This is a genomic window from Nocardia sp. TBRC8007 (assembly GCF_056629435.1).
In genome coordinates this window covers 98,627-120,598 of the sequence record NZ_JBWSOR010000010.1, presented here as the reverse complement: position 1 = coordinate 120,598, position 21,972 = coordinate 98,627, and the positions used below count along the sequence as shown (strand labels likewise).

17 protein-coding genes are annotated in these 21,972 nt (G+C 63.3%); 8 read left to right on the top strand and 9 right to left on the bottom strand.

Going from position 1 to position 21,972, the window contains the following annotated elements:
- Nucleotides 1–504: 504 nt before the first annotated feature.
- On the bottom strand, nt 505–1,014 hold the full coding sequence (locus ACX4ZE_RS11865; protein ID WP_480273419.1) for a hypothetical protein: 510 nt from the start codon (nt 1,012–1,014) through the stop codon (nt 505–507).
- A gap of 107 nt (nt 1,015–1,121) precedes the next feature.
- Here ACX4ZE_RS11865 and ACX4ZE_RS11860 point away from each other — a divergent pair, with 107 nt between their 5' ends.
- Complete coding sequence (locus tag ACX4ZE_RS11860) at nt 1,122–1,430, top strand: DUF3467 domain-containing protein (RefSeq protein ID WP_480273418.1); 309 nt, start codon at nt 1,122–1,124, stop codon at nt 1,428–1,430.
- A 384-nt stretch (nt 1,431–1,814) separates the two neighbouring features.
- Here ACX4ZE_RS11860 and ACX4ZE_RS11855 read toward each other — a convergent pair whose 3' ends face one another.
- On the bottom strand, nt 1,815–2,867 hold the full coding sequence (locus ACX4ZE_RS11855; RefSeq protein WP_480273417.1) for an alpha/beta fold hydrolase: 1,053 nt from the start codon (nt 2,865–2,867) through the stop codon (nt 1,815–1,817).
- 403 nt (nt 2,868–3,270) lie between these two features.
- On the opposite strand from ACX4ZE_RS11855, the gene ACX4ZE_RS11850 reads away from it, so the two are divergent.
- Both ACX4ZE_RS11850 and ACX4ZE_RS11845 read left to right on the top strand, forming a co-directional pair.
- Nucleotides 3,271–3,657: a DUF2752 domain-containing protein gene (locus ACX4ZE_RS11850; protein WP_480273416.1), complete on the top strand. Its 387-nt coding sequence runs from the start codon at nt 3,271–3,273 to the stop codon at nt 3,655–3,657.
- Nucleotides 3,658–3,702: 45 nt separating this feature from the next.
- Nucleotides 3,703–3,891, top strand: coding sequence for a hypothetical protein (locus ACX4ZE_RS11845; protein WP_480273415.1), 189 nt, complete (start codon nt 3,703–3,705; stop codon nt 3,889–3,891).
- Here ACX4ZE_RS11845 and ACX4ZE_RS11840 read toward each other — a convergent pair whose 3' ends face one another.
- The 3 genes from ACX4ZE_RS11840 to ACX4ZE_RS11830 form a co-directional block, all read right to left on the bottom strand.
- Nucleotides 3,892–5,238, bottom strand: coding sequence for a M1 family metallopeptidase (locus tag ACX4ZE_RS11840; protein ID WP_480273414.1), 1,347 nt, complete (start codon nt 5,236–5,238; stop codon nt 3,892–3,894).
- Nucleotides 5,238–9,161 carry a Pls/PosA family non-ribosomal peptide synthetase gene (locus ACX4ZE_RS11835; protein ID WP_480273413.1) on the bottom strand — a complete coding sequence of 1,308 codons (3,924 nt, stop codon included), beginning with the start codon at nt 9,159–9,161 and terminating at the stop codon, nt 5,238–5,240. Before ACX4ZE_RS11835 ends, ACX4ZE_RS11840 begins: the two co-directional genes overlap by 1 nt.
- 233 nt (nt 9,162–9,394) lie before the next feature.
- Complete coding sequence (locus tag ACX4ZE_RS11830) at nt 9,395–9,949, bottom strand: flavin reductase family protein (RefSeq protein WP_480273412.1); 555 nt, start codon at nt 9,947–9,949, stop codon at nt 9,395–9,397.
- Nucleotides 9,950–10,054: 105 nt separating this feature from the next.
- Between ACX4ZE_RS11830 and ACX4ZE_RS11825 the strand changes: the two genes are divergently transcribed.
- Complete coding sequence (locus ACX4ZE_RS11825; protein ID WP_480273411.1) at nt 10,055–10,876, top strand: crotonase/enoyl-CoA hydratase family protein; 822 nt, start codon at nt 10,055–10,057, stop codon at nt 10,874–10,876.
- Between the two features lie 96 nt (nt 10,877–10,972).
- Here the strand turns inward: ACX4ZE_RS11825 and ACX4ZE_RS11820 are convergent, their stop codons facing one another.
- Complete coding sequence (locus ACX4ZE_RS11820; protein ID WP_480273410.1) at nt 10,973–11,464, bottom strand: inorganic diphosphatase; 492 nt, start codon at nt 11,462–11,464, stop codon at nt 10,973–10,975.
- 213 nt (nt 11,465–11,677) lie between these two features.
- Here ACX4ZE_RS11820 and dacB point away from each other — a divergent pair, with 213 nt between their 5' ends.
- From dacB to hpt, 4 genes are read left to right on the top strand one after another with little or no spacing between them, the layout of a single operon-like run.
- Nucleotides 11,678–13,117 (top strand): D-alanyl-D-alanine carboxypeptidase/D-alanyl-D-alanine endopeptidase, encoded by a 1,440-nt coding sequence (gene dacB / locus ACX4ZE_RS11815; RefSeq protein WP_480273432.1) that lies wholly within the window; start codon nt 11,678–11,680, stop codon nt 13,115–13,117.
- Nucleotides 13,118–13,130: 13 nt separating this feature from the next.
- Entirely contained in the window at nt 13,131–14,240 is a 1,110-nt protein-coding gene (locus tag ACX4ZE_RS11810; RefSeq protein WP_480273409.1) for a zinc-dependent metalloprotease, read from the top strand.
- A complete protein-coding gene (tilS, locus tag ACX4ZE_RS11805; RefSeq protein ID WP_480273408.1) occupies nt 14,194–15,372 on the top strand; it encodes a tRNA lysidine(34) synthetase TilS in 1,179 nt (392 codons plus the stop codon). The genes ACX4ZE_RS11810 and tilS overlap by 47 nt, the downstream gene beginning before the upstream one ends.
- A 55-nt stretch (nt 15,373–15,427) precedes the next feature.
- On the top strand, nt 15,428–15,982 hold the full coding sequence (gene hpt, locus ACX4ZE_RS11800; RefSeq protein ID WP_480273407.1) for a hypoxanthine phosphoribosyltransferase: 555 nt from the start codon (nt 15,428–15,430) through the stop codon (nt 15,980–15,982).
- Here the strand turns inward: hpt and ACX4ZE_RS11795 are convergent.
- The 3 genes from ACX4ZE_RS11795 to ACX4ZE_RS11785 are packed head-to-tail and all read right to left on the bottom strand — an operon-like array spanning nt 15,970 to nt 21,835.
- Nucleotides 15,970–16,671: a cyclase family protein gene (locus ACX4ZE_RS11795; protein WP_480273406.1), complete on the bottom strand. Its 702-nt coding sequence runs from the start codon at nt 16,669–16,671 to the stop codon at nt 15,970–15,972. The genes hpt and ACX4ZE_RS11795 overlap by 13 nt on opposite strands.
- Nucleotides 16,672–16,697: 26 nt before the next feature.
- Entirely contained in the window at nt 16,698–19,283 is a 2,586-nt protein-coding gene (locus ACX4ZE_RS11790; RefSeq protein WP_480273405.1) for a protein kinase domain-containing protein, read from the bottom strand.
- Nucleotides 19,280–21,835, bottom strand: coding sequence for a serine/threonine-protein kinase (locus ACX4ZE_RS11785; RefSeq protein WP_480273404.1), 2,556 nt, complete (start codon nt 21,833–21,835; stop codon nt 19,280–19,282). Before ACX4ZE_RS11785 ends, ACX4ZE_RS11790 begins: the two co-directional genes overlap by 4 nt.
- Nucleotides 21,836–21,972 lie beyond the last annotated feature (137 nt).

Here is a 21,972-nt window from a genome sequence, read left to right as displayed (position 1 = left end):
AACCAGTCTGACCGGAACTACGAGAACTATTATCTAGCAATAATATTCGCTGAATTCAGCGCACCGATATGAATCTGTCGAGAGTCAAACAGTGTGAGTGCTCCCATGGCGCCGGATCGAGCGGTTCCATTCGCAGGGGACCGGCTGGGTTCGCGAATCGGGACGCCGACAACAGTTATTTAACTGAATGGTTGCTATGAATATTGACATGGCCGATGTGGCGTCGGAATGGTGTATGAGCGACTCTGGCTGATGGAGTGAAGTGTGAGTGGGGTGAACGATGGCAGTGTTGTGGCATCTAGGGGTATGTCATGTCTGCTGCGGGCTTTTGGCAGATAAAAGACATGCCGAGGAAGTGGAGTGGGTGACGTGTCGGGTGGGATTCACCGAGGTCAGAGGCTGTGTCCTGGGCATTTCACGGCCATTGCTAAATTGTTGCTGCAAAGTTGCTGCATGCTGGCGATGCTTCGGCAAGAATGGGTCCGGTCCAACGAGTCTGTCCACTCAACCAATTGAAGGGAAGCTCAAATGGCTCAAGATACGCTGACCGACTCGAAGCGCGACGAGATCCAGGAAATCCGGGATATCGATATGTTGCGGTTCGCTGTCGACGAGGCGCGACAGGAAGCCCAGAATGCCCGGCAGTACGCCCAGCAGGCGCAGAACCTTGCCCGGCAGGCGCAGCAGCAGACGCGGCAGGTCCATCATCAGGCGCAGCTGGCGCAGCATGAAGCCAATCAGGCCAACCAGCAGGCGCAGCAGGCTCGCCAGCAGGCCATTGTGGCGCAGAACCAGGCTCAGCAGGCGCAGAGCGAGGCCGACCGGGCGCAGAACCAGGCTCAGCAGGCACAGAGCGAGGCCAGCCAGTCCAACCAGCGTGCACAGTCCGCGCAGGACCAGGCCGACCAGGCTACTCAGCTGGCCCAGCAGGCCGAGGATCAGGCTTCGCGCAGCCAGGACCGGTCCATTCAGTGGGAAATGCAGCTGCATCAGCTTCGCCAGCAGGCTCGCCATATGCAGTCGCGGTAGCGACTGGGTTTCCGTCACTGAACAATGTCGGCGAAAGGGGCCATCGCGCATGCTGGTGTCCCCTTTCGCCGACCGGTGAAAGGTCGTCGCTCGTGAGTGAACCGGCCCTGCCTCAACCTGACGTCGAGGTGATCGTGCCGGAGATGCTGAGCGCAGGCACTTATGCCAATGGGTTCACCTGCTGGTACAACCGCACCGACTTCACTCTCGACTTTCTGGTGTACTTGCCGACCGAGCAGGGGGCGGACCAGGCAGGTCGATTGGTGGTGCGGCAACCCGCGCAGGTGGTCGCACGGGTGAAATTTCCACCGGCGCTGATCTTCCGGTTGATGCAGATCTTGAACGACAGCATGGGTAACTATGAGCACCAGTTCGGCTCGATTGTCCATCTCGGGGAATAGTTCGGACAGGACTCTCAATGATCGTATTCAGCCCCATCACCATTCTGGTAAGCCCTCATGATCGAACCGTCATGATCGACTCTGCGGTCTGTTACCGGCCCGACCGGATCAGTGGCCACCGATACCACCCTATTGTCACGATTACGCAGGAGACGGAGAAAACCGTCACCGAGTGATCGCCGCCGCAGAACATTCGCACCAGTGGAGTCATGGACGTCGGAGTCATGGACGTCGCGGGGCTCATCGCAAGTGCGCTAGCGGCTGGAAGCTGGGCCGTCGCGAGCTGCGAGCGCACTCGCTGATTCCGAGTTGGACGCCATTGGCCAACTCTTACTTACTCCCGAGCTGGGCACCGTCGACCGGCTCAGGAGAAGATCCGGTGGATTAGCCTGCGGCCGTGGAGTGTGAGTGGGCGCGTCCGGCTACGTTGGCAAGTGCCGTGTTGAAGCGTTCCTCGGCTTCGATATTGCCCAGATGGCCGGTGGGCCATATGTGGTACGCGGTCAGGTATCCCGTATCGGCGAGCGTGTCGGCGATACCGCGTGACATGCGTTCGGGCAACAAGCGATCGTGCTCGCCCGCGATCACCGTGGTGGGCACGGTGAGGGATGCGGCGGCTTCGGTGAGATCTATATCAGCGAGCGCCGCGGCGTGTCTGCCTCGAGTGAGGGGCCGACAAGATCGCAGGATGCCCAGTGCGAAGTCCACCTGATCCGCTGTCGCTTGCTCGGACATCACGCGCGCCTTGAGCAGCGTACCCGCCGGCCACCCGCCCGGTAGTGGTACCGGAGCGGTGAGCAGCGTCTCTGTGATGATCATCGGCATTCGCACGGTGTTGCCGAGTACGGTGATCGGCCGATCCGCCAAGGCCAGCGGCTTGTTCAGTAGTGGGATCAGATCACTGCCGTAGCGGATGTCGCCCGAACTGCTATTCGACAGGATGGCTGCGGTGGCCTGCTGTCGAACTTGCTCCGGATATCGCCCCGCCCACGCCTGTATGGTGATTCCGCCCATGCTGTGTCCCACCAGCACCGCACGCTGCCCTGGGCGCAGCGTGGCGTCCAGGACAGCCGCCAGATCTTCGGCCAGTGTTTCTTTGCCCAACTTCGCTTTACCGAGTTCACTGGCGCCATGGCCGCGCTGGTCGTAGCAGACCACCCGATACCGGTCGGCGAAGGCGTTGATCTGCGGGTTCCAGTATTCGATACTGCAGCTCCAGCCGTGGATCAGCACAATGACATCGCCATCGGCCGGACCGTATGAATACACCCGGAGGCGCGCTCCGTCCTCTGCGGTGACCGGGATGACCTCGAATGGGTGGGTGGGAGCATTCAGCGATGCGGTTCGGAAGGTGCGGGACCGCAGTCCAGCACGGTAGGGGGCGGTGAGCGCGCCATTGCGCGCGTCCGCCAGAGTCTTCATCGACTTCGCCAGCATCGCGCACTCCTTTGTGTCTAACACCACAATACCCTGCAAACAAAGTGCTTGCTAGTGCAAGCGCTGTGGGCCGGTATCTCCGACTTGTACTGTGGGGTACTCATCATGCGCGTTGGGTGAAGAATATGTTCGGGAAACCGAGAATTTGCCCCTCATATCGTGCGGGCTCGGAGATCGGCCGGTGGTTTCGGCGGGCGATCACTGTCTGGCTGTGTTGCGCTCTACCTCCCGTTGTGTTCCGCTCTGCTCGGAATCGGTTCAATCCGCTGGCGCATCGGTTCAATCCGCTGGCGCCTCGGGGCATCTCACAGTTACGGTTGATCTCGTGGATACCGCGTACACTGCCTCCGGGCCCGAATCAGGATCTGCCCGGAAAAGCGAGTTGGGGGCAGGGTGGCGGGGTATGGTGCCGCCCCTATTGGTGGCAGGTGTTGGGGTGGGTGTAGGTGTGCTGCTGCATCTGCGTGATCCCCACGTCGAGGGCTCCTATGGCAGCTGTCCGTTGTATGTGTTTACCGGCTGGTATTGCCCAGGCTGCGGCGGTATGCGCGCGATAAACAACCTTACCGACGGGCGGGTCATCGATGCCCTGCACAGCAACCTGCTAGCGATCCCGCTGGTGCTCGCATTCGTGGTGTGGGTGGCAGACTGGACCGTTCGGGCTCGCCGCGGTCAGCCAATGCGGCTGCCATCGATGAGCCCGGTCGCCGTGTGGTCATTCCTCGCGGCATTGGCGGCCTACACGGTATTACGCAATACGCCATGGGGTACCGCGCTCACCCCGGTATAGCGGCTCACCCGCAGTAGCAACTGTGGGTGCGGGCAAGCTGGAGGCATGAGTGATTCGCTGAAGAATCGGATACGGATGAAGTTGCTACGTCAACTCGCCGCGGACGGACCACGCGACGCCGAACATGACGACCCGCGACAGATCGCTATGGAAACCGATCTCGATGCACTCGTCAACCTGGCAGAAGACGATCCACTGGTCGAAGAACTCGCCGCACGCTACTTGGTGTTCTGATCAGGAGGTCGAGCCGCCGAAGCGAGGTGGCAGCTGCGGCAGGGGCGCGGCGAACAGCCAGCCGTCCCAAAGCGCTCGTAGCGGTGTCGAGCTGTAGCGGTCTGCCAGGTTGGTGAATTTTTCAGTGGTCACCGAGGCGTGGCGGTAGCGGGTCGTCCACTCGCGCAGGAGATCGAAGAACATCGCATCGCCGAGTTCCAGGCGCAGTGCGTGCAAAGTCAGTGCGCCGCGTTTGTAGACGCGATCATCGAACATGTGCTGCGGCCCTGGATCGCTGATCACGATGTTTTGCGACTCACGAGACAGATTGTGCCGCGCGGCCCGAGCCAGCTGGTCGGTGGTGGGCCCGCCCGCCGCTTCCGACCAGATCCATTCCGCGTAGCAGGCGAAGCCTTCGTGCAGCCAGATATCTCGCCACTGCCGGATGGTCAGACTGTTGCCGAACCACTGATGAGCCAGTTCATGCGCGACCAATCGTTCGGTGCCGCGGCGACCATCGCAGTGGTTGGCCCCGAAGATGGACAGGCCCTGCGCTTCGATCGGGATCTCCAGCTCGTCGTCGGTGACGACCACGGTGTATTCCCCGAAAGGGTAGGGGCCGAACGCCGCGGTGAAGACTTCGAGCATTTTCGGCTGTCTGGCGAAATCGTAGTCGAAGTTGGCGCGCAGCCTAGGCGGCAGAACAGCGTGCATCGGCACTGGGGCGTGTGCGGAGCTGATGCGGTGCTTGCGGTAGGGGCCGATCTGAATGGTGGCCAGATAGCTCGACATCGGTTCGGATTGCTCGTACACCCACGTGGTCTGGCTGGCTTTCGTCTGTCTGCGTAGCAGGGTGCCATTAGCCACCGTGTAGTACGGAGAATTGGTGGTGATCGAAATGCGGTAGCTCGCTTTGGAGCCAGGGTGGTCATCACACGGAAACCACGATGCCGCCCCATTGGGCTGGCCGGCTACCAATGCGCCCTCGGTAAGTTCCTCCCAGCCGACTTCGCCCCATGGTCCGCGCGTGGGTTTCGGGGTGCCGCTGTAGTGCACTACCAGCGATAGCACGCCGCCGACCGGAATCCGTTGCTGCGGCGTGATCACTAATTTTCCTTGCTGATGGCGATATTTTGCGGCTTTCGCCGCATTGACGAATACTTTTGAGACGCTCAGAGCCTGGGTGAGGTCGAGCGAGAATTGTGTGCGTGTCGCGGTGGTCACCGCAGTGATCGTGGCGCGTCCGGTGAGTCGGTTGCTTGCCATCCGGTAGGTCAGTTCGAGTTCGTACCGGGAGACTCGGTAGCCCCGATTGCCATTCTGCGGTAGATAGTCGTCGATGGGGGCTTCATAAAACTTGTCCGGCATCAACATGCTCCGGGATCGCCCGTGAACCAGGGTGCGATCGGGTTGCCCCACCAGCGCGTCGAGGCAGGCACGGTATCGCCGCGCATGACCAGCGAGGCCGGGCCGACGGTCGAGCCGTCGCCGATCACCGAGGCGGGCAGGGCGACGCAGTGCGGGCCGAGGGTAGCGCCAGCGCTGAGGGTGACAGCGTCCATGGCCATGATCCGATCGTGGAACAGGTGGGTCTGCACTACACAGCCACGTTCCACAGTCGCGCCGTCACCCAGGGTCACCAAGTCGGCCTCCGGGAGCCAGTAGGACTCGCACCATACTCCGCGGCCGATCTTCGCGCCGAGTGCGCGAAGCCATAGGTTCAGTAGGGGCGTTCCGGTTGCCGCGCGCGCGAACCAAGGCGCGGCGACGGTTTCCACGAAGGTGTCGGATACTTCGTTACGCCATACGAACCAACTCCACAGCGGGTGCTCCTCGTGCCGGATCCGCCCTACCAGTATCCATTTGGCGGCCACCGTTCCTGCCCCGGCAACCGCGCCCGCGGCCAGCAGTACGACACCACTGAGCAGCCCAGCGACCAGGTGGCCGAAGTTTCGCGCGAGCCATGCGAGGGCGAGCAGCACACCGAGTCCGATGGCGAAGGTCGCCATAACTGGGAACAACCGGCAGGTTTCGACGAGGCCGCGCGCGATACGCAGTCGGGTGGGCGGGTAGAAGGTGCGTGTGGTGTCGGAGTTTCCTGCGACACGGCGCAGCCGGACCGGAGGACTGCCCAGCCAGGATGAGCCGGCCTTTGCCTTGGACGGTGCCGCGGAAAGGACGGCCACCAGGCCGTTTTTCGGAACACGGCGACCGGGCGCGGTCATCCCGGAGTTGCCGAGAAACGCGCGCTTGCCGACCTTGGCCGCACCGATACGCAGCCAGCCGCCGCCGAGTTCGTAGCCGGCGATCATGGTGTCGTCGGCGAGAAACGCGCCATCGGCCACTGTGGTGAATTTCGGCAACAGCAGCACCGTGGATGCCTCGACGCTTTTACCGACCTTCGCGCCTAGTAGACGCAGCCATACCGGCGTGAGCAAGCTCGCGTAAAGTGGGAACAAGAAGGTGCGTGCGGAATCCAGGAGTCGCTCGGTAGCCCAGGCCTGCCAGCCGATACGGCTGCGCACCGGGTGATAGCCCTCGGTCAGACCGATGCTCAGTAGCCGAACCGCGGCGACAATCGCCGCGGCGTACGCGCCGAGGCTGAGCAGGACGGCTACAGGAAGGACCGCGAAGGCGCGGCCTACAGCTTGCACCGGTGCGCTGGTGTCGCGGATGAACCAGGCGATGAACGCACCGCCCATACCGAGGGCGAGCACGGGCAAGGCGGCCGATACTATCGACGTGACCCCGAAAACGGCGACCCAGCGCCTGGCTCGGGCGGGCGTACGCGCAGGCCAGCGGCGCTGAGCCTTGCCGACCTTCACTGCGGGCGAGCCTGCCCACGCCTGCTCGGCCTTTACCCTGCCCGATACCGCGGAGCCGGGTGCCACCTCGGCATTCTTGCCGATCTCCGTGCCTGGCAGCAGGATCGAGCGCGAGCCGACGACCGCGCCGGGACCGATGCTGATCGGACCGAGATGCACTCTATCGCCGTCGATCCAGTAACCGGACAGGTCCACCTCCGGCTCTACGCTGCACCCGTCACCTAGTTCGAGCATGCCGGTCACCGGCGGCAGGGAGTGCAGGTCGACGCCTTTGCCGATCCGCGCGCCAAGGGCCCGGGCGAACGGAACCATCCATGGGGCGCTGGAGAGATTTTCGGCGCCGCTGGCCTCGGACAGGCGGATGGCAGCCCAGAGTCGCAAGTGCACGGAGCCGCCACGCGGATAACATCCTGGTCGGACACCACGCAAGAGCAAGCGCGCCCCCGCCACACAGAGCGTCATACGTCCAGGTGGCGAGAGGAACAGCACGAATGCGGCCATTGTCCACCACCAGGACAGGTGCGGTAACCATGACAGCGAGCCGAACCCGGCCGTGATATTTCCTGCGATCACCAGCCAGGTAAACCACTGCAGGCCGGTGAGCGTGGCCAGCGGCACGGTGGCCAGTACCTGCACTGTCTGCGCGATTAGTGGTGTCGGGCGCACGATTCGTTCAGTGGCGGCGACCTCGGGTGTGGTCTGCTCCAGCAGTTCGACCAAGGCGCCCAGCCTGGGGTGGTCGTAGAGATCGGCGACGGTGAACTGGGGACAGCGTTCACGCAGGGCGGCGACCAGCAGGGCTGCCGCGAGCGAGTTGCCGCCGAGATCGAAGAAGTCGGCGGTGAGATCGCGGACTTTCGTGCCCAGAATCGAATCCCACAGTCCGGCAACCCATTGCGCCGTGCCGGTCAGATCGTTGTCATCATCCTCCGTAGTATCGGCCAGTGGCCAGGGCAGCGCGTCTCGGTCGATCTTGCCCGAGGTCCGGGCGGGGAGTTCGGCGACCACTACGAGTCGCGGAATCAGTGCGGCTGGGAGGCGTTCGATGAGAACGGTTCGCGCCGCCTCGGCATCGAAGTCGAGCTTCGGCCCGGTCAGATAGCCGACCAGAACTTTATTGCCCGCCTTCGTGGTCTGGATCGCGGCAGCGGCGCCGGTGACTCCGGGGAGTTGCCGTAGCGCGTTGTCGATTTCGCCGAGTTCGATACGTCTGCCACCGAGTTTGATCTGGTCGTCGGCGCGGCCGAGGAAGATCAGGCCCGCGCGGTCGTTGCGAACGAGGTCACCGCTGCGATAGGCACGGTTCCAGCCGACGGAGGGCAGTGGCGCGTACTGTTGCGCGTCCTTCACCGGGTCAAGATAACGAGCCAGACCGACGCCGCCGATCACCAATTCGCCGGATTCGCCCTCGCCCACAGGGTTTCCCCTTTGGTCCACCACGACGAGATCCCAGCCGTTGAGTGGAAGGCCGATCCGGATCGGTTTCTGGCCATCCAGTCGCGCTGCACATGCGACGACCGTCGCCTCGGTAGGGCCGTAAGTGTTCCATACCTCGCGTCCCTCTCCGGCAAGGCGTTCGGCGAGTTCCGGTGGGACGGCCTCGCCGCCGAAAATCAGTAAACGTACTGCTTCCAGCGCCTCGACCGGCCAGGTCGCTGCCAGAGTAGGCACGGTCGAGATGATGGTGATCCCGCGTTGTACCAGCCAGGGGCCGAGGTCGGCGCCAGTACGTACCAGTTCCCGAGGAGCAGGCACCAGACAGGCGCCATGGCGCCACGCCAGCCACATTTCCTCGCAGGAGGCGTCGAAGGCGATCGAGAGGCCTGCCAGGACCCGGTCGCCGGGGCCGATCGGAGCCTCGCGGAGGAACAGGTCGGCTTCGGCGTCGACGAAGGCGGCGGCGTTGCGGTGTGTGACGGCGACACCTTTCGGAGTTCCGGTCGAGCCGGAGGTGAAGATTATCCAGGCGTCGTCGTTGGGGGTGGGTAGTTCTGGGCAGGTGTCCGCACGCTGGTGCTGTCCTATGGCGCGGATGTCGGTGGCTGTGTTTTCGATACCCGCGGCAGTCACGATCGCGGTGACGCGCGCCGCGCCGAAGACCAGTAAGGCGCGCTCGTTCGGGTCGTCGGCGTCAACTGGTACATAAGCGGCACCGGCATAGAGGATGGCGAGGATTGTGGCGTAGAGCTCGCGAGTGCCCGATGGCATGCGTACGCCGATCCGATCGCCTCGGCGTACGCCTGCCGCCGCGAGACGGTTCGCGATCTTCTCGATCTCAGCGACCAGTTCGAGGTAGGACAGGACTGTTCGGCCGTCATCGATAGCAGGGGCGTTGGGGTGTGTGGATGCTGTCGTGGTCAGGATGTCGACGAGTGTCCTTGCCTCGGAAGCGTACTCGCCGCGCAGTAAGGGGTTTGCCTGCGCGTCGAGTGCTGCCCGGAGTAGGGTGCTCTGCGCACCTCCCATCGACCTGCCTCACACTTCCTTTTGTCCGTCATACAGGGCTGCCACGGTACAAACGCTACGATGGCCGACGGTTCACGGTACCCGGAGCCGTTTTCGTCGGGCTTATTTGTCGACGGAAGGTTGTCCGTGCCCCCGATAAGCGTGGTTGTCCATCCCGGTATGGGCCCAGGCCTCAGCTTGTCGGTCGACCGAGGCACGGACCACTGAGAGAGTCCGGATCAACGGCGGATATGTCAATCTCCCAGCTCAGTGGGGCGGTAATAGCGACCGTTGTAGTAGAGCAGTGGAGCTGCGGCGGGTTTCTCGTCAGTGTTGTCGTGCACGCGGGTGACCAGACCGGCGACCACAGTGTGGTCGCCGACGGGGATGAGCCGGTGCACGGTGGCGCGCAGCCAGATGGGGGTGCCGTGCAGCACCGGCTCGCCGGTTTCCAGGGTGGTCCACAGGGATTGGTTGGTGAATCGTTCCGTGGCGGTTCGGGAAAACCGATGTGCCAGGTGCTGTTGGTGCTCACCGAGGAAGTGGATGACCACGGACTCGGCGTCCAACAAGGCGGACAGACTGGAGGAGGTGTGCGCGATATTGAACGAGACCAATGGCGGGTCCAGCGACAGCGAGGCGAAAGAGGTCGCGGTGAAGCCGACCGGTCCGCGCGGTGAACTCGACGTGACGACAGTGACGCCTGCGGGATAGTGGCGCATAGAGGCGCGATACTGCTCAGCGGTGATACCGCTGAGATCATCGGGGATCGTAAAGTCCGCCGCCTCGGGCCGGGGTATTTCGGTCACATGACGAAACTACGCTCGAATTCTCGCAGTGGCACGGCGAGTCGCTCTTCTGTTGAGGATGGGGCACGATAGCGTATGTTCACGCTGTCTCGATACGCTGTATAAATGACAGATTGGCAGGCTTTCACGGTCGAAACCAAGGACAACGTCACTCAGGTGACACTGACCGGTCCCGGTAAGGGCAACGCGATGGGGCCGGATTTCTGGCGCGAGTTGCCAGAGATCTTCCAGACGCTGGACGCCGACCCCGAGGTGCGTGCGATTGTGCTGACGGGCTCGGGAAAGCATTTTTCCTATGGACTCGACCTGCCCGCGATGAGCAGTACATTCGGCCCGTTGCTCGCCGATCGCGCCCTGGCTGCGCCGCGTACCGAATTTCTGAATGAGGTACGCAGATTGCAGGCCTCGGTAACAGCGGTGGCGGACTGTCGCAAGCCGGTGATCGCCGCGGTGTCCGGTTGGTGCATCGGCGGCGGACTGGATCTGATTGCAGCCACCGACATTCGTTACGCCAGCACGGACGCCAAGTTCAGCCTGCGTGAGGCCAAAGTCGCGATTGTCGCCGACATCGGGTCGCTGCACCGGTTGCCCGGCATCATCGGCGAGGGACACCTGCGAGAGCTCGCCTACACCGCCAAAGACATCGATGCCGCGCGCGCGGAGAAGATCGGCTTGGTAAACGATGTCTTCGCAGATCAGGAGACGATGCTCGACGCGGCGCACGCCACCGCACGGGAGATCGCCGTAAACCCGCCACTGGTGGTGCAGGGCGTGAAGGATGTGCTGGATCAGCGCCGTAAGGATGAGGTCGCCGCAGGTCTGCGTTATGTCTCCGCGTGGAATGCCGCATTCTTGCCTTCGGAGGATCTCACCGAGGCGATACAGGCTGTCTTCGAAAAGCGCGCGCCCGAGTTCCGCGGCAAGTAAGCCAGCTACGTTCGAATCGTCTTCGGTATTGCCAGGAAGGCGTTGCCGGATAACCGGGGAGTCCGGACTTGTCGGACTCCCCGGCTCCTCTGGATTTCAGTGCCCGCCCTGGTCCTTCAGACGTTGGATGGATGCCTCGATCTCGGCTTCGGCTTCGGCGCGCCCGACCCATTCGGAGCCCTTGACGTACTTGCCGGGTTCGAGGTCCTTGTAGCGCTCGAAGAAATGCTTGATCGAGGAAAGCTCGGACTCCGGGACATCTTTCAGATCCAGGATGTGGTTCCACCGTGGGTCGCCGGCAGGCACACACAGGATCTTGTCGTCGCCACCTGCCTCATCGGTCATTTTGTACATCGCGACCGGGCGAGCTTCCACGACGACACCAGGGAATACCGGATCCGGCAACAGGACCAGCGCGTCCAGTGGGTCGCCATCCTCACCGAGGGTGTTCTCGATGTAGCCATAGTCGGCGGGATAGACCATGGAGGTATAAAGGAAGCGGTCGAGTCGGACCCGGCCGGTCTTGTGGTCGACCTCGTATTTGTTCCGAGAACCCTTGGGGATCTCGATGGTGACATCGAACTCCACGCTATCTCCTTCGGTGCTTCGGTGCCGAGCCGGAACCCGGCTTTTGCGGTGACTGTCGACTCGGCCATAGCAGAAGCGCCGACTCGCCAGGTTATGCATAGGAACAGTTGCGCAACGAGGATAGTGTGATCGGCGAAGGCACGGATGCGGCAGGCGGCTGCTGCGGGAATCGGTCAGGAGCGCGGCGGCGACGTGTTTGGTAACAACGGAAACATGGGTGTGCTGGCTGCCAGGCGGCGCCGCAACAGGTGGATCTGGGGATCGGTCACTCTGGTGGCGTTGCTCGTGGTCGTCGTAGCGGCGGTGGTCACGGTGCGGCCGTGGACTGCGGAGTTCCGGCACGGTGGGCTGATTGTCGCCGCTCCACCCGCACTGGTCGATCCCACCTTACAGATCAGTCCGGTCAGGCCGAACGCGCCCGCACCGAGCCCTGCGGGGATCGCCGCCGCGCTGGCTCCGGTAATCAAGAACCCGAATCTCGGTGTTTTCGCAGGCCAGGTAACCGATGCCAGCAGTGCCACAGTGTTGTGGAGCAATGGGGCGGACAAGCCGATGATTCCCTCGTCCACCGCCAAGATCCTCACTGCGGCGGCTGCCTTGCTCACGTTGCCTGCTGAGCACCGGGTGAGCACCACGGTGGTCACCGGTGCGGCACCGAACGAACTGGTTCTGGTCGGCGGAGGTGACCCGACGCTCACCGCACAGCCGGACGGCAAGGGCTATTACCCGAATGGGCCGCGCCTGGCCGACTTGGTAGCACAGATCAAAGCAGCGGGCCGTCCAGTGGACAGGATCATTGTCGATACTTCCGCTTATACGGGATCGGCCATGGCGCGGGGTTGGGATCAGGTCGACATCGCCGGGGGCTCGATCGCCCCGATCGAGCCGGTGATGCTCGACGGTGGACGCCTGCGACCGCTCGTGGAGTACTCGCCGCGCACCCCGGCTCCCGCGCTGGCCGCAGGACAGCGCCTGGCTACCGATCTCGGGCTCGACCCGGCTCTGGTCCGGATGGGCAAAGCGCCCGCTGATGCGGTCGAGGTCGCCGCCGTACAGTCGGCGCCGTTGCGGGATCGTCTGCACGATATGCTGGTCCATTCCGATAACGTGCTGGCCGAGGCGGTCGGGCGGGAGATTGCGATGGCGACCGGTGGCGAGGCATCTTTCAATGGTGCCGTCACCGCGGTGCGTGGGGCGCTGAGCGCGGCCGGTTTCGATCTCACCGGCGTGGATATGCACGACAGCAGCGGGCTTTCAGTGGACGATCGAATCCCGGCACAGCTTCTCGACCGAGTGATGGCAACCGCGGCTGAGCCCACCGACACCACCGCGGCACAGCCGACGGGCACCAGGGCCATACCTGGACAAGGCCGGATCGCCGCTACCTTGGCGGCGATGCTCGATGATCTGCCGGTCGCGGGCGCTACTGGTTCGTTGAGTAGCCGTTATGTCGTTCAAGATCGGCAGGCGGCGGGCTGGGTACGAGCTAAGACCGGAACTTTGTCGGTGTCGAGTGCGTTGGTCGGATATGTGCTGGACGCGGATGGTCGGGTACTGACCTTCGCTCTGATGTCGAATGAGCGACCACCGGAGGTGAGCAGGCCCGCATTGGATGCGATCGTAGGCACGCTGCGAAACTGTGGATGCTCATGACGGGTGGTTGACCATGACCCAGCAAGGTTCTGACACAGCCGGATTCGGTCCCGCACTTGTGCCAGAGCGGCACAAGGGTCGCTCTGGTCTTTCCGGACTGGTCGATTGGCGTTTGGCCGCGCGAACCGGCTCGGTTCTGGTCCCCGCGGGCCCACGCACTTCGCGTTACTCGGCCGAGCAGGTCGTTGCTGAACTCGCCATTGCCTCCGAACGTGCCGAAGGGCCGGTTCGCGAGGTCAGCGGGCTGTTGGACGGCAGACCGGTGCCCGAAGCCAGGATTGTCGACCGGCCGGGCTGGATCACGGCCGCCGCAGACTCCATGGCCCAGCTCACCGGCACCGGTGTAGCGCAAGAGGAGTGGAAGCTGCTCGCAGGAAAGCCCGCAGGCGTGCAGGCAGGGGCGATGCTGGCCTTCTTGTCCACCGCGGTCCTCGGTCAGTACGACCCGTTCACCGGAACGGACGGAGCTTTGCTGCTGGTCGCGCCGAACATCGTAGCGGTGGAACGCGCACTAGGAGTGTCGCCGACTGATTTCCGGCTCTGGGTTTGTCTGCACGAGGTGACGCATCGGGTGCAGTTCTCCTCCGCTCCATGGCTCGCGGAGTACATGCGCACCAATGTCGGTGTACTCAGTGAATCTGGTGATGAGCCGCTGGCCGATATGCTTTCCCGATTGGTCGAGGAGATTCGCGACCACCGCCGTGGCGCGGTCTCCAGCGATCCCGCCGCACGTGGTGTGGTCGGACTGTTGCGTGCCATCCAGACGCCGCCGCAGCGTGAGGCGTTGGACCGGCTGCTCATGCTCGGCACCTTGTTGGAGGGACATGCCGATCACGTCATGGACGCGGTCGGTTCCGCGGTTGTCCCGACGGTCCAGCAGATCCGCACTGCCTTCGATCAGCGGCGCAGACGTCCGACGAATCCGGTGCAACGTCTGCTGCGTGCCCTGCTCGGCGTGGATTCGAAGGTGGCGCAATATGTGCGCGGAAAGAAGTTTGTGGACGAGGTGGTCGACAGGGTGGGCATGGTGCAGTTCAACATGGTGTGGGCTGAGGCTGCCGCTCTGCCACATGTCGATGAGATCGACAATCCGCAGCGCTGGATCGAGCGAGTACTCGGCTGAACGCGCCGAGGCGGTTTCGGCCGGTCGGCCATGGTGGGATCGTTCGGTGAACGTGGTCGGTAGGCTGCGGCGCATGGGGCGCGCACCGGAAACGACATCAGGACGCCTCGGGTCGGCAGGTAAGAGGCCTGATGGCGGACGGCTGCCAGAAACCGCTGCTGTGCTCGCCGTCCGCAGGGCGGTGCGAGATTGGCTGGCTCGGTATGCACCTTCCGAAACCGAGGGATGCGCGGTGACGGTGGGATTGTCCGGCGGCGCCGATTCGCTGGCGCTTACCGCGGCAGCGGTGGCCGAGACGACTGCGGTCGACGCGCTGGTGATCGACCACCGACTGCAGCCGGGGTCCGGTGCGGTCGCCGCGGAGGCGGCGGCTAGGGCGCTCGCGCTCGGCTGCAGGTCCACACGAGTGCTCGAGGTCGAAGTCGGCACCGAGGGAGGGCTGGAGGCGGCCGCACGCCGGGCCAGGTATGCCGCATTGGACGCGGCGCGCGACGGCCTTCCGGTGTTGCTCGGGCACACTCTCGACGACCAAGCGGAAACTGTGCTGCTCGGACTAGCGCGTGGGTCGGGAGGCCGTTCTATCCAAGGAATGGCCGAGTACGTCGAGCCATGGGGTAGGCCGTTGCTCGGTGTGCGTAGGGAAACGACTCGTCAGCTGTGCGCAGACCTCGGCATGCCGCCGCACGACGACCCGCACAACGTGACACCGGATTTCACCAGGGTCCGGCTGCGGCTGGAGGCGCTGCCGCTGCTGGAGCGGATTCTCGGAGGTGGGGTGGCCTCGGCGTTGGCTCGCACGGCCGAACAGTTGCGGGAAGACGGCGCGGTGCTGGATGTGCTCGCCACCGAATTACTGCACCGCGCGAGTGATGGGCGAACGCTCATGATCGAGACCCTCGCCACCGCTCCCGCAGCTCTGCGAAAACGGGCAATTCGATTATGGCTGTTGGCTAATGGCGGGAAAGCCTTGACCGCCAAGCATTTACAGGCCGTCGACGAACTGGTGGTCGCGTGGCGCGGTCAGGGCGGCGTAGCGGTCGGCGGTGGAAGTCCGGAGAACAGGTTGGTTGCCGGACGGGAACATGGCAGGCTGACACTGCGGCCGGACAAGAATGGCCATCGGAGGCGATGAGACAGATTGAACCGGTTCAACGAGCTCACTCACCACGGAAGGGAATCCAACTGACGTGTACGAGGACGACATCGCGTCGGTACTGATCACCCAGGAACAGATCACAGCCAAGACCGAAGAGCTGGCCGGGCTCATCGCCGAGCGGTATCCGGTCGACACCCCAGAGGGGGACCTGCTACTGGTCGGTGTGCTCAAGGGTGCGATCTTCTTCATGACCGACCTGGCCAAGGCGCTGCCGATCCCGACCCAGATGGAGTTCATGGCCGTCTCGTCCTATGGATCGTCCACTTCGTCTTCCGGCGTGGTGCGCATCATGAAGGACTTGGACAAGGACATCGCGGGCCGCAATGTCCTGATCGTCGAGGACATCATCGATTCCGGACTCACTCTGTCTTGGCTGCAGCGCAACCTGTCCACTCGTAATCCGGCTTCGCTCGAGGTGGTCACTCTGCTGCGTAAGCCCGACGCACTACGCACGCATGTGGATGTCGCGCATGTGGGCTTCGATATCCCGAACGAATTCGTCGTCGGCTACGGTCTCGACTACGCGGAACGCTACCGTGACCTGCCCTACATCGGCACTTTGAACCCAAAAGTCTACGGCGGCTGATCGTTATCGGGAAGGATCCCGAAAATTGTCGCGGGAGAACCGGATCCACGGCGATAGATCGGACCGCCCACTAGCACCCACGCCCCCGTCTCCGGCAGTACGGCGAGGTTGGCCAGGCATTCCAAACTGATCCGGTGTTCGCCGTAGACCAGCTTGGACACCGCATAGGTTGTGTCGGTGCCTACATCCGGGCCGAAGGTGTCGATCCCGAGTGCACCGCGGCGACCGAGCCTGCCGGTACGCAGTAGCCACGCCACAGTCGCTACTGCGAAACCAGGTTGATGCCCCGCCGCTTCCCCGGTGCCGACGAATTCCGGCGTACCCCACTTGGCGTCCCAGCCGGTCCAGGCGATTATCGCGGCACCGTCCGGGATCCGGCCGTATTCGGCTTCCCAGTGCCGCAAGTCGTCGACGGTGATCGTGTAGTCGCGATCCTGCGCGCAGCGCTGCCGGAGGTCGATCTTCACCGCGGGCAACAGCAGGTCGACCAACTCCAGCTCGTCCGAGGCGAGGCCGCCGGGATCGAAATGGATCGGCGCGCCCCAGTGAGTTCCTGTGTGTTCACCGTGTTGAAGATAGCGCAGGTAGTAGCCGTCCTCGGCAATCGTGGCCACGGTATCGGCGCGGAATTCCGGGTCGCCCGGATATAGCGGCGTGGTGGCTGGATCGTGTACGTGTGACAAGCTCACAATCCGGCCCAGTGGGCACGATGCGCTCATCGGGCCCGCTGCGGAATCGCTTTGGCCAGGGCGAGCAGGTCGGCCTCTAGGACACGGAACAGCCGGTAGGTGAGCACGAATGCCAGGATGCCACTCACACTGAGTGCGCGCACCGGAACGATGATGTAGGGCAGGTCATCGGCGGCGACGAAGGTCGCGCTCGCCACTGCGAGCAGGGGAACTGACGCCGCGACACCGAGGTAGAAATTGCCGCGCCTGGCCAGCGCGCGCAGCTGGCGTTCGTCATCGGGGCCGATCTCGCCGTGTACCAGAAGCTGTGGATAGATCGAGCGCAGTGCGTAGACCATGATCGGAAAGAACGGATAGGCCAGTGCGATGGTCGCACACACCACCTGCGCGGTGAAGAAGTGCGCGAATGTCCGCTGCGGCAGGTCGACGCCGGACAGTGCCAGTCCAAAGGGCCAGGCAATGCCGGCGACCACCCAGAATCCGAATGGCACCCATACCGCCCAATCGCCCATCAACAGTGTGTCGCGGCGCCCTTTCGCGAGCGTGCGAGCGGAGTACTCGCGTCCGCGGGCGAGTAGATGTGTGATGGCGAGGGGACGCCAGGTCAGCAACAGTAAAAACAGCGCAGCCAGCGGAAAGGCGATCAGATTGTTGATCAAGCCGACTGTCTCGAATTTCTCCTGGTCGACTGACGACATTCGCTCGACGATCAGGTTCTGGTTCAGCCGGATGTTATAGATGCTCGCCAGCATGCTGGGCACGCCGACGCACAGCGCTGCTAGCGGAAGTAGCCAGCCCCTGGCTCGGTAGGCAAAGCTGTCCGGTGCGGGGTCGACCAGATCGCGCGCGTGCGCGTCGAGGCACAATTGAAGTTGTGCGGCGAGTTCGGCGCCGCTGCGCCAGCGGCGCTTGGGGTCTGCATGCAGACAATCCAACAGCACGCGGCGTAGCGCAGCCGGGGTCTCCTCGGGCAGGCGCGACAGCGCTTTCGCGTGGACACCCGCGTAGCGTGCCGTCAGCATCCTCGCGTACATTTCGGTGGCGGTGTCGTACTGTTCGGGCGGCGGGTCCTCGAATGGGCTTGCACCGGTCAGCAACTCCCAGAGCAATACTCCAAGGGAATAGATGTCGCTTCGGTTGTCCGGTGTGGGGGCGTCGTGATCGAGGCAACGAGCCAGCTGCTCCGGGGAACGGTAGGCCAGTGTATCCGCAGTGGCGGTCTGCTGCATTGTGGCTGTGCGATAGCCAGGTTCGTCGAGCGCGAAATCCGCGAGCTTCGGGATGCCTTCAGCAGTGAACAGGATATTCGCCGGCTTGATGTCGTGATGCAGCACACCGTGGTGCTCGGCGTATTCCAGTGCGTCGGCGAGCCGTATGCCTATCCACGCTATGGTTTCCGGCCAGCTGAGCTGCGCGATCTCGACACGAACGCTCGAGTCCGATGGCCGGATCTCGCCTTTGGCCTCCATGGCGGTATCCACTGCGCGAAGTAGCAGCCGACCGCCGTCGGAGACCGGGCCTTGACGACGTTGTTCGAGCAGAGCGTCCGCAGTGCCGCCGGGGAGGTACTGCATATAAACCAGGTGCGGGAAAACAGTGGTCGCCGCGGGGGCTTCCGAGACAGTCGAGGTGGGTGAAGAATCCGGTTGCGCGGCAGATACGGAGTCGGTGTGATCCGGCGGACTGAGAACTGTCGTGTCGGTGTCGGTCGATCGAGCACTGTGTGTTTCCCGGTGTATGCGCATGGGAATTTTTTCGCCGGATTCGACAGATAGTTCGGTGGTTCGAGGATCGGGTGGCTTCGCGCTGCCGCTGGACGGACCGTGACCATGGAGAGTGTAGGACCTGGCTGCCATCGTGGTGTCGTCGGCGTCGAGCCGATCTAGGCCTGCTGGGCCACCCGCATGGAGGAGTTCGGTATCGGTCGCTGTGCCGGGAGACACTGGCCCGGCAACGGTCAGATTTCTGGCGGCGTCGATGCTGAGCACCCGTTGGTCGCAGATACGCACGATATGCGGGTGGTCGAGCTGGGCCATCGTCAGCGGCATATCCACTCGTCCCACCGAAAACCGCACGGCAACGAGCCTTTGCATAGACCGTTGTCTAGCGAGGAAGACCCGGCCGAGTGGACCGGTGCCGAGATCAGTGAGCAGATCGAAGTCATCGACACGCTGACCTGGCGTGAGATCGGCCAGCGCAACAATGGCTTCGCTCGCTTCGTCGCCGACTATGGTCTCGGCGCTGTCGGCGAAGCCGGTAAGTCGTTCGCTGATCTGGTCAGCCAGGTCTGGATATTCGGCGAGGAAATCGGCCACCGTCAGTGGCGTATATGTGCGGCGCGCCAAGAACTCCGCACACACCAGATCTACGAGCTGGGGGCTGTCGTCTATCTCGGGGAACTCTTCGCGGTACTCGGCTATTCGTTTACTGAGCCCTTCCCGCTCCCGGCGTTGTTGTATATCGATCCGCACCAGCTCGGTGAGTACGCGCACGCGGATCTGCCTGCCATCAGGCACATAGTCGCAGATCTGTGGTGTCGACCGATCGCCGTGGAGGCTGTGCCGCCAATCGTCGCCGAACCGGACGATGGCCTCGTCAATCGAGGAGGTCACGTGCCGTTCTCCGCAGTCTTCGTGGCATCTTGTTCGATTCGCGGTTGCTTGCCTGCGATGTCCAGTACGGCGGAGTCGGGGTCGACTACCCGTTCCAGTGCCCGCAGGTCTGCCTCCAGCGCCCGGAACAGGAGGTAGGTGCCCACGAATGCGATGATGCCACCGAGACATAGCAACCGCACCGCGGAGAGCACTGAAGGGATGTCGTCGGGACGCAGGAAGGTGATCCCCGCAACCGCGAGCAGCGGCACAGAGGCGGCGACCGCGAGATACCAGTTGCACCGTCGATCCAGGCCACGCAGCCATACCGCGTCTTCCGGACTGATGTCCCCGTGCCGGAGAAACAACGGATAGATGCACCGCATCATATAGAACGTCAGCAGGAAGAACGGATAGGCGACCGCGATCGCACCACACACCATCAGTGAGACCAGGAAGTGCACCACGGCCCGTGCCGGCATGGCCCCGGTGGACAGCTGTAGCGCGATCGGGAAAATGATCCCCGCCAGGACCCACAGGGAGAATGCCACAGCGACGGCGCGGTCGCCGATCAGCAGAGAGTCCCGTCTGGCTCGCCGCAGAGTGCTCGGATCGTATCGGCGTCCTCTGCGCAACCCGGAAGGCACTTTCAGTACATATCTGGACATGTACAGCACGATCGCGATGCCGGCCGGGAAGAAGATCGCGTTCACCGTGCCGGTGATGATGAAGAAGATTTCCTGGGCTTCACTGTTCATCCGGTCGACGATCAGGCTCTGGTTGTGCTTGATGTTGTACAACGAGGCAAGCACATTCGGTAACGCCACCGAGAGCAGGGCTACCGGCAAGAAGTAGGGGCGTAGGCGCCGCCGCCAGCTGTGTGGCGCTGGGTCGACCAGCTCCCGTGCGCGGTGATCCAGACACATCTCCAACTGCCTGGCCAGGATGGCGCCGCTGGACCAACGGTCGGTTCGCTCCGGTGCGAGACAGGTCAGCAGTACGCGACGCAGTGCGGCCGGGCAGTCCGGTGGAACCCGCTGCAGTGCGGCTGCATTTACGCCAGCGCTGCGTCGCTCCAGCATGGCCTCCAAGGTGGTGTCATCGCCTTGATCGTCCACATTCGCTGTGGTGTCGTCGAACGGCTTGGCGCCGGTGAGCAGCTCCCACAGCACAACACCGAGTGAGTAGATGTCAGCGCGGGTATCCAAATCGATGGCACCACGGTCGAAGCCGGGATGGCAGGCCTCCAGCTGTTCCGGTGACATATAGGCCAGCGATCCGCCGAAATAGGCCACCGGACTGGCACCAGCCACATTACGGCTGAAGCTGATGTTGAAGTCGGCCAGTTTCGGCACCGCCTCGGTAGTGAGCAGAACATTGGCCGGCTTCACATCACGGTGCAGTACGCCATGCGTTGATGCGTAGTCCAAGGCTTCGGCCAGCCGCTTGCCCAGCCAAGCCACGGTTTCCGGCCAGCTGAGCTGCGCGATCTCGGCACGCACGCTGGAGTCGGTCGGCCGGATCTCCCCTTTTTCTTCCATTGCCGCATCGACGGCGTCCAGCAGCAGTTGACCGTTGCGCTCATGCGGTGGTGTGGCCCGCACCCAGCGCAGCACTCCCAGTAGTGTGCCGCCGGGCAGAAACTGCATATAGAGCAGCCGTAACCGACGCGTGGCTCCCGCTGCGTCGTCCAGGAGCCGTTGGTCGAAGACCCGAACGATGTAGTCGTGGTCGAGCTGGGCGAGCGTCTGTGGCTCGGTGCCGTGATCAGTGGAGATCTTGACCGCGACCAGCCGCTGTAGCGAGCGCTGCCGCGCAAGGAAGACTCGGGCGAACGCTCCGCTGCCCAGAGCGGTCAGCAGATCGAAGTCATCTATCCGATGGCCGATGTCGATGCGATCGAGCGTGATGTCACGTTCCGGTGCGGACCCGATCGTGGGGGAGACCGCGGTGGCTGTGTCGGTCGGCTCTGTGACGGTCGTGCTGGACATATCCGAACCACTAGTGGATTGGGTGGTTTGGTTCGAATTGGTGTCGGTGAGGGCAGTGCGGGTGCGGTCGAAAACGTTCTGCGTGGAATCTTCCAGTACCACGCGGCGGGTGCTCTGGTCCAACTCATCGGCATTCAACAGAGTGCGCAGTTCCTCCGCTTGGTATGGGTATTCGCGCAGGAATTCGCGCGGATCGATTCGTTCCCCGCTGTGGCGGCGGATGACGAACTCCTCATATACCAGACCGGCTGGTATCTCTTGGGGAGTTAGTTCGGGAAATTCGGCGCAGTAATCGGCCAAGCGTTTACGTGCGGTCGGTTGCGGTAGGGTGCCCATTGCTGTCGAGGCGCGCCGCAACCAGCGATTTCGCAGGTCGACGCGAATCAGCTCGAGCAGTGCCTCGCGCCGCAAGGTGCTCGCGTCGGGCAGATAAGCGGCGATCAGCGGTGGGCGCCACGTGGTTTTCCAGGCCGCGGTGAACGCGGCCACCGCGTCGAATTCAGCGTGGGGCAGATCGCTATGCCCAGCGTCGGTGCTCGCACCTGTGTCGGAATCGAATCTTCTTTCGGAGTTCGCATTCATGCTCGGACCTATCGGCTCGGCGGACGCCGCGGAATCCTCAGTGGCTGCTCGTTGGATGTGCTGGAAAAATTACGCCACACCCAACACCATCATCCCCCGCGCCGTATTCGAAATGATAACTTGCGGCTCATCAGCAG

Coding starts and splice junctions, on each gene's coding strand:
- ACX4ZE_RS11865 (WP_480273419.1), bottom strand. CDS start 1,014: ATGGCGAGCCTGCTGGCGAAGCTGATGCAGCTGCATTTCCCACTGAAT.
- ACX4ZE_RS11855 (WP_480273417.1), bottom strand. CDS start 2,867: ATGCTGGCGAAGTCGATGAAGACTCTGGCGGACGCGCGCAATGGCGCG.
- ACX4ZE_RS11850 (WP_480273416.1), top strand. CDS start 3,271: ATGGTGCCGCCCCTATTGGTGGCAGGTGTTGGGGTGGGTGTAGGTGTG.
- ACX4ZE_RS11845 (WP_480273415.1), top strand. CDS start 3,703: ATGAGTGATTCGCTGAAGAATCGGATACGGATGAAGTTGCTACGTCAA.
- ACX4ZE_RS11840 (WP_480273414.1), bottom strand. CDS start 5,238: ATGCCGGACAAGTTTTATGAAGCCCCCATCGACGACTATCTACCGCAG.
- ACX4ZE_RS11835 (WP_480273413.1), bottom strand. CDS start 9,161: ATGGGAGGTGCGCAGAGCACCCTACTCCGGGCAGCACTCGACGCGCAG.
- ACX4ZE_RS11825 (WP_480273411.1), top strand. CDS start 10,055: ATGACAGATTGGCAGGCTTTCACGGTCGAAACCAAGGACAACGTCACT.
- dacB (WP_480273432.1), top strand. CDS start 11,678: ATGGGTGTGCTGGCTGCCAGGCGGCGCCGCAACAGGTGGATCTGGGGA.
- ACX4ZE_RS11810 (WP_480273409.1), top strand. CDS start 13,131: ATGACCCAGCAAGGTTCTGACACAGCCGGATTCGGTCCCGCACTTGTG.
- tilS (WP_480273408.1), top strand. CDS start 14,194: ATGAGATCGACAATCCGCAGCGCTGGATCGAGCGAGTACTCGGCTGAA.
- ACX4ZE_RS11785 (WP_480273404.1), bottom strand. CDS start 21,835: ATGAATGCGAACTCCGAAAGAAGATTCGATTCCGACACAGGTGCGAGC.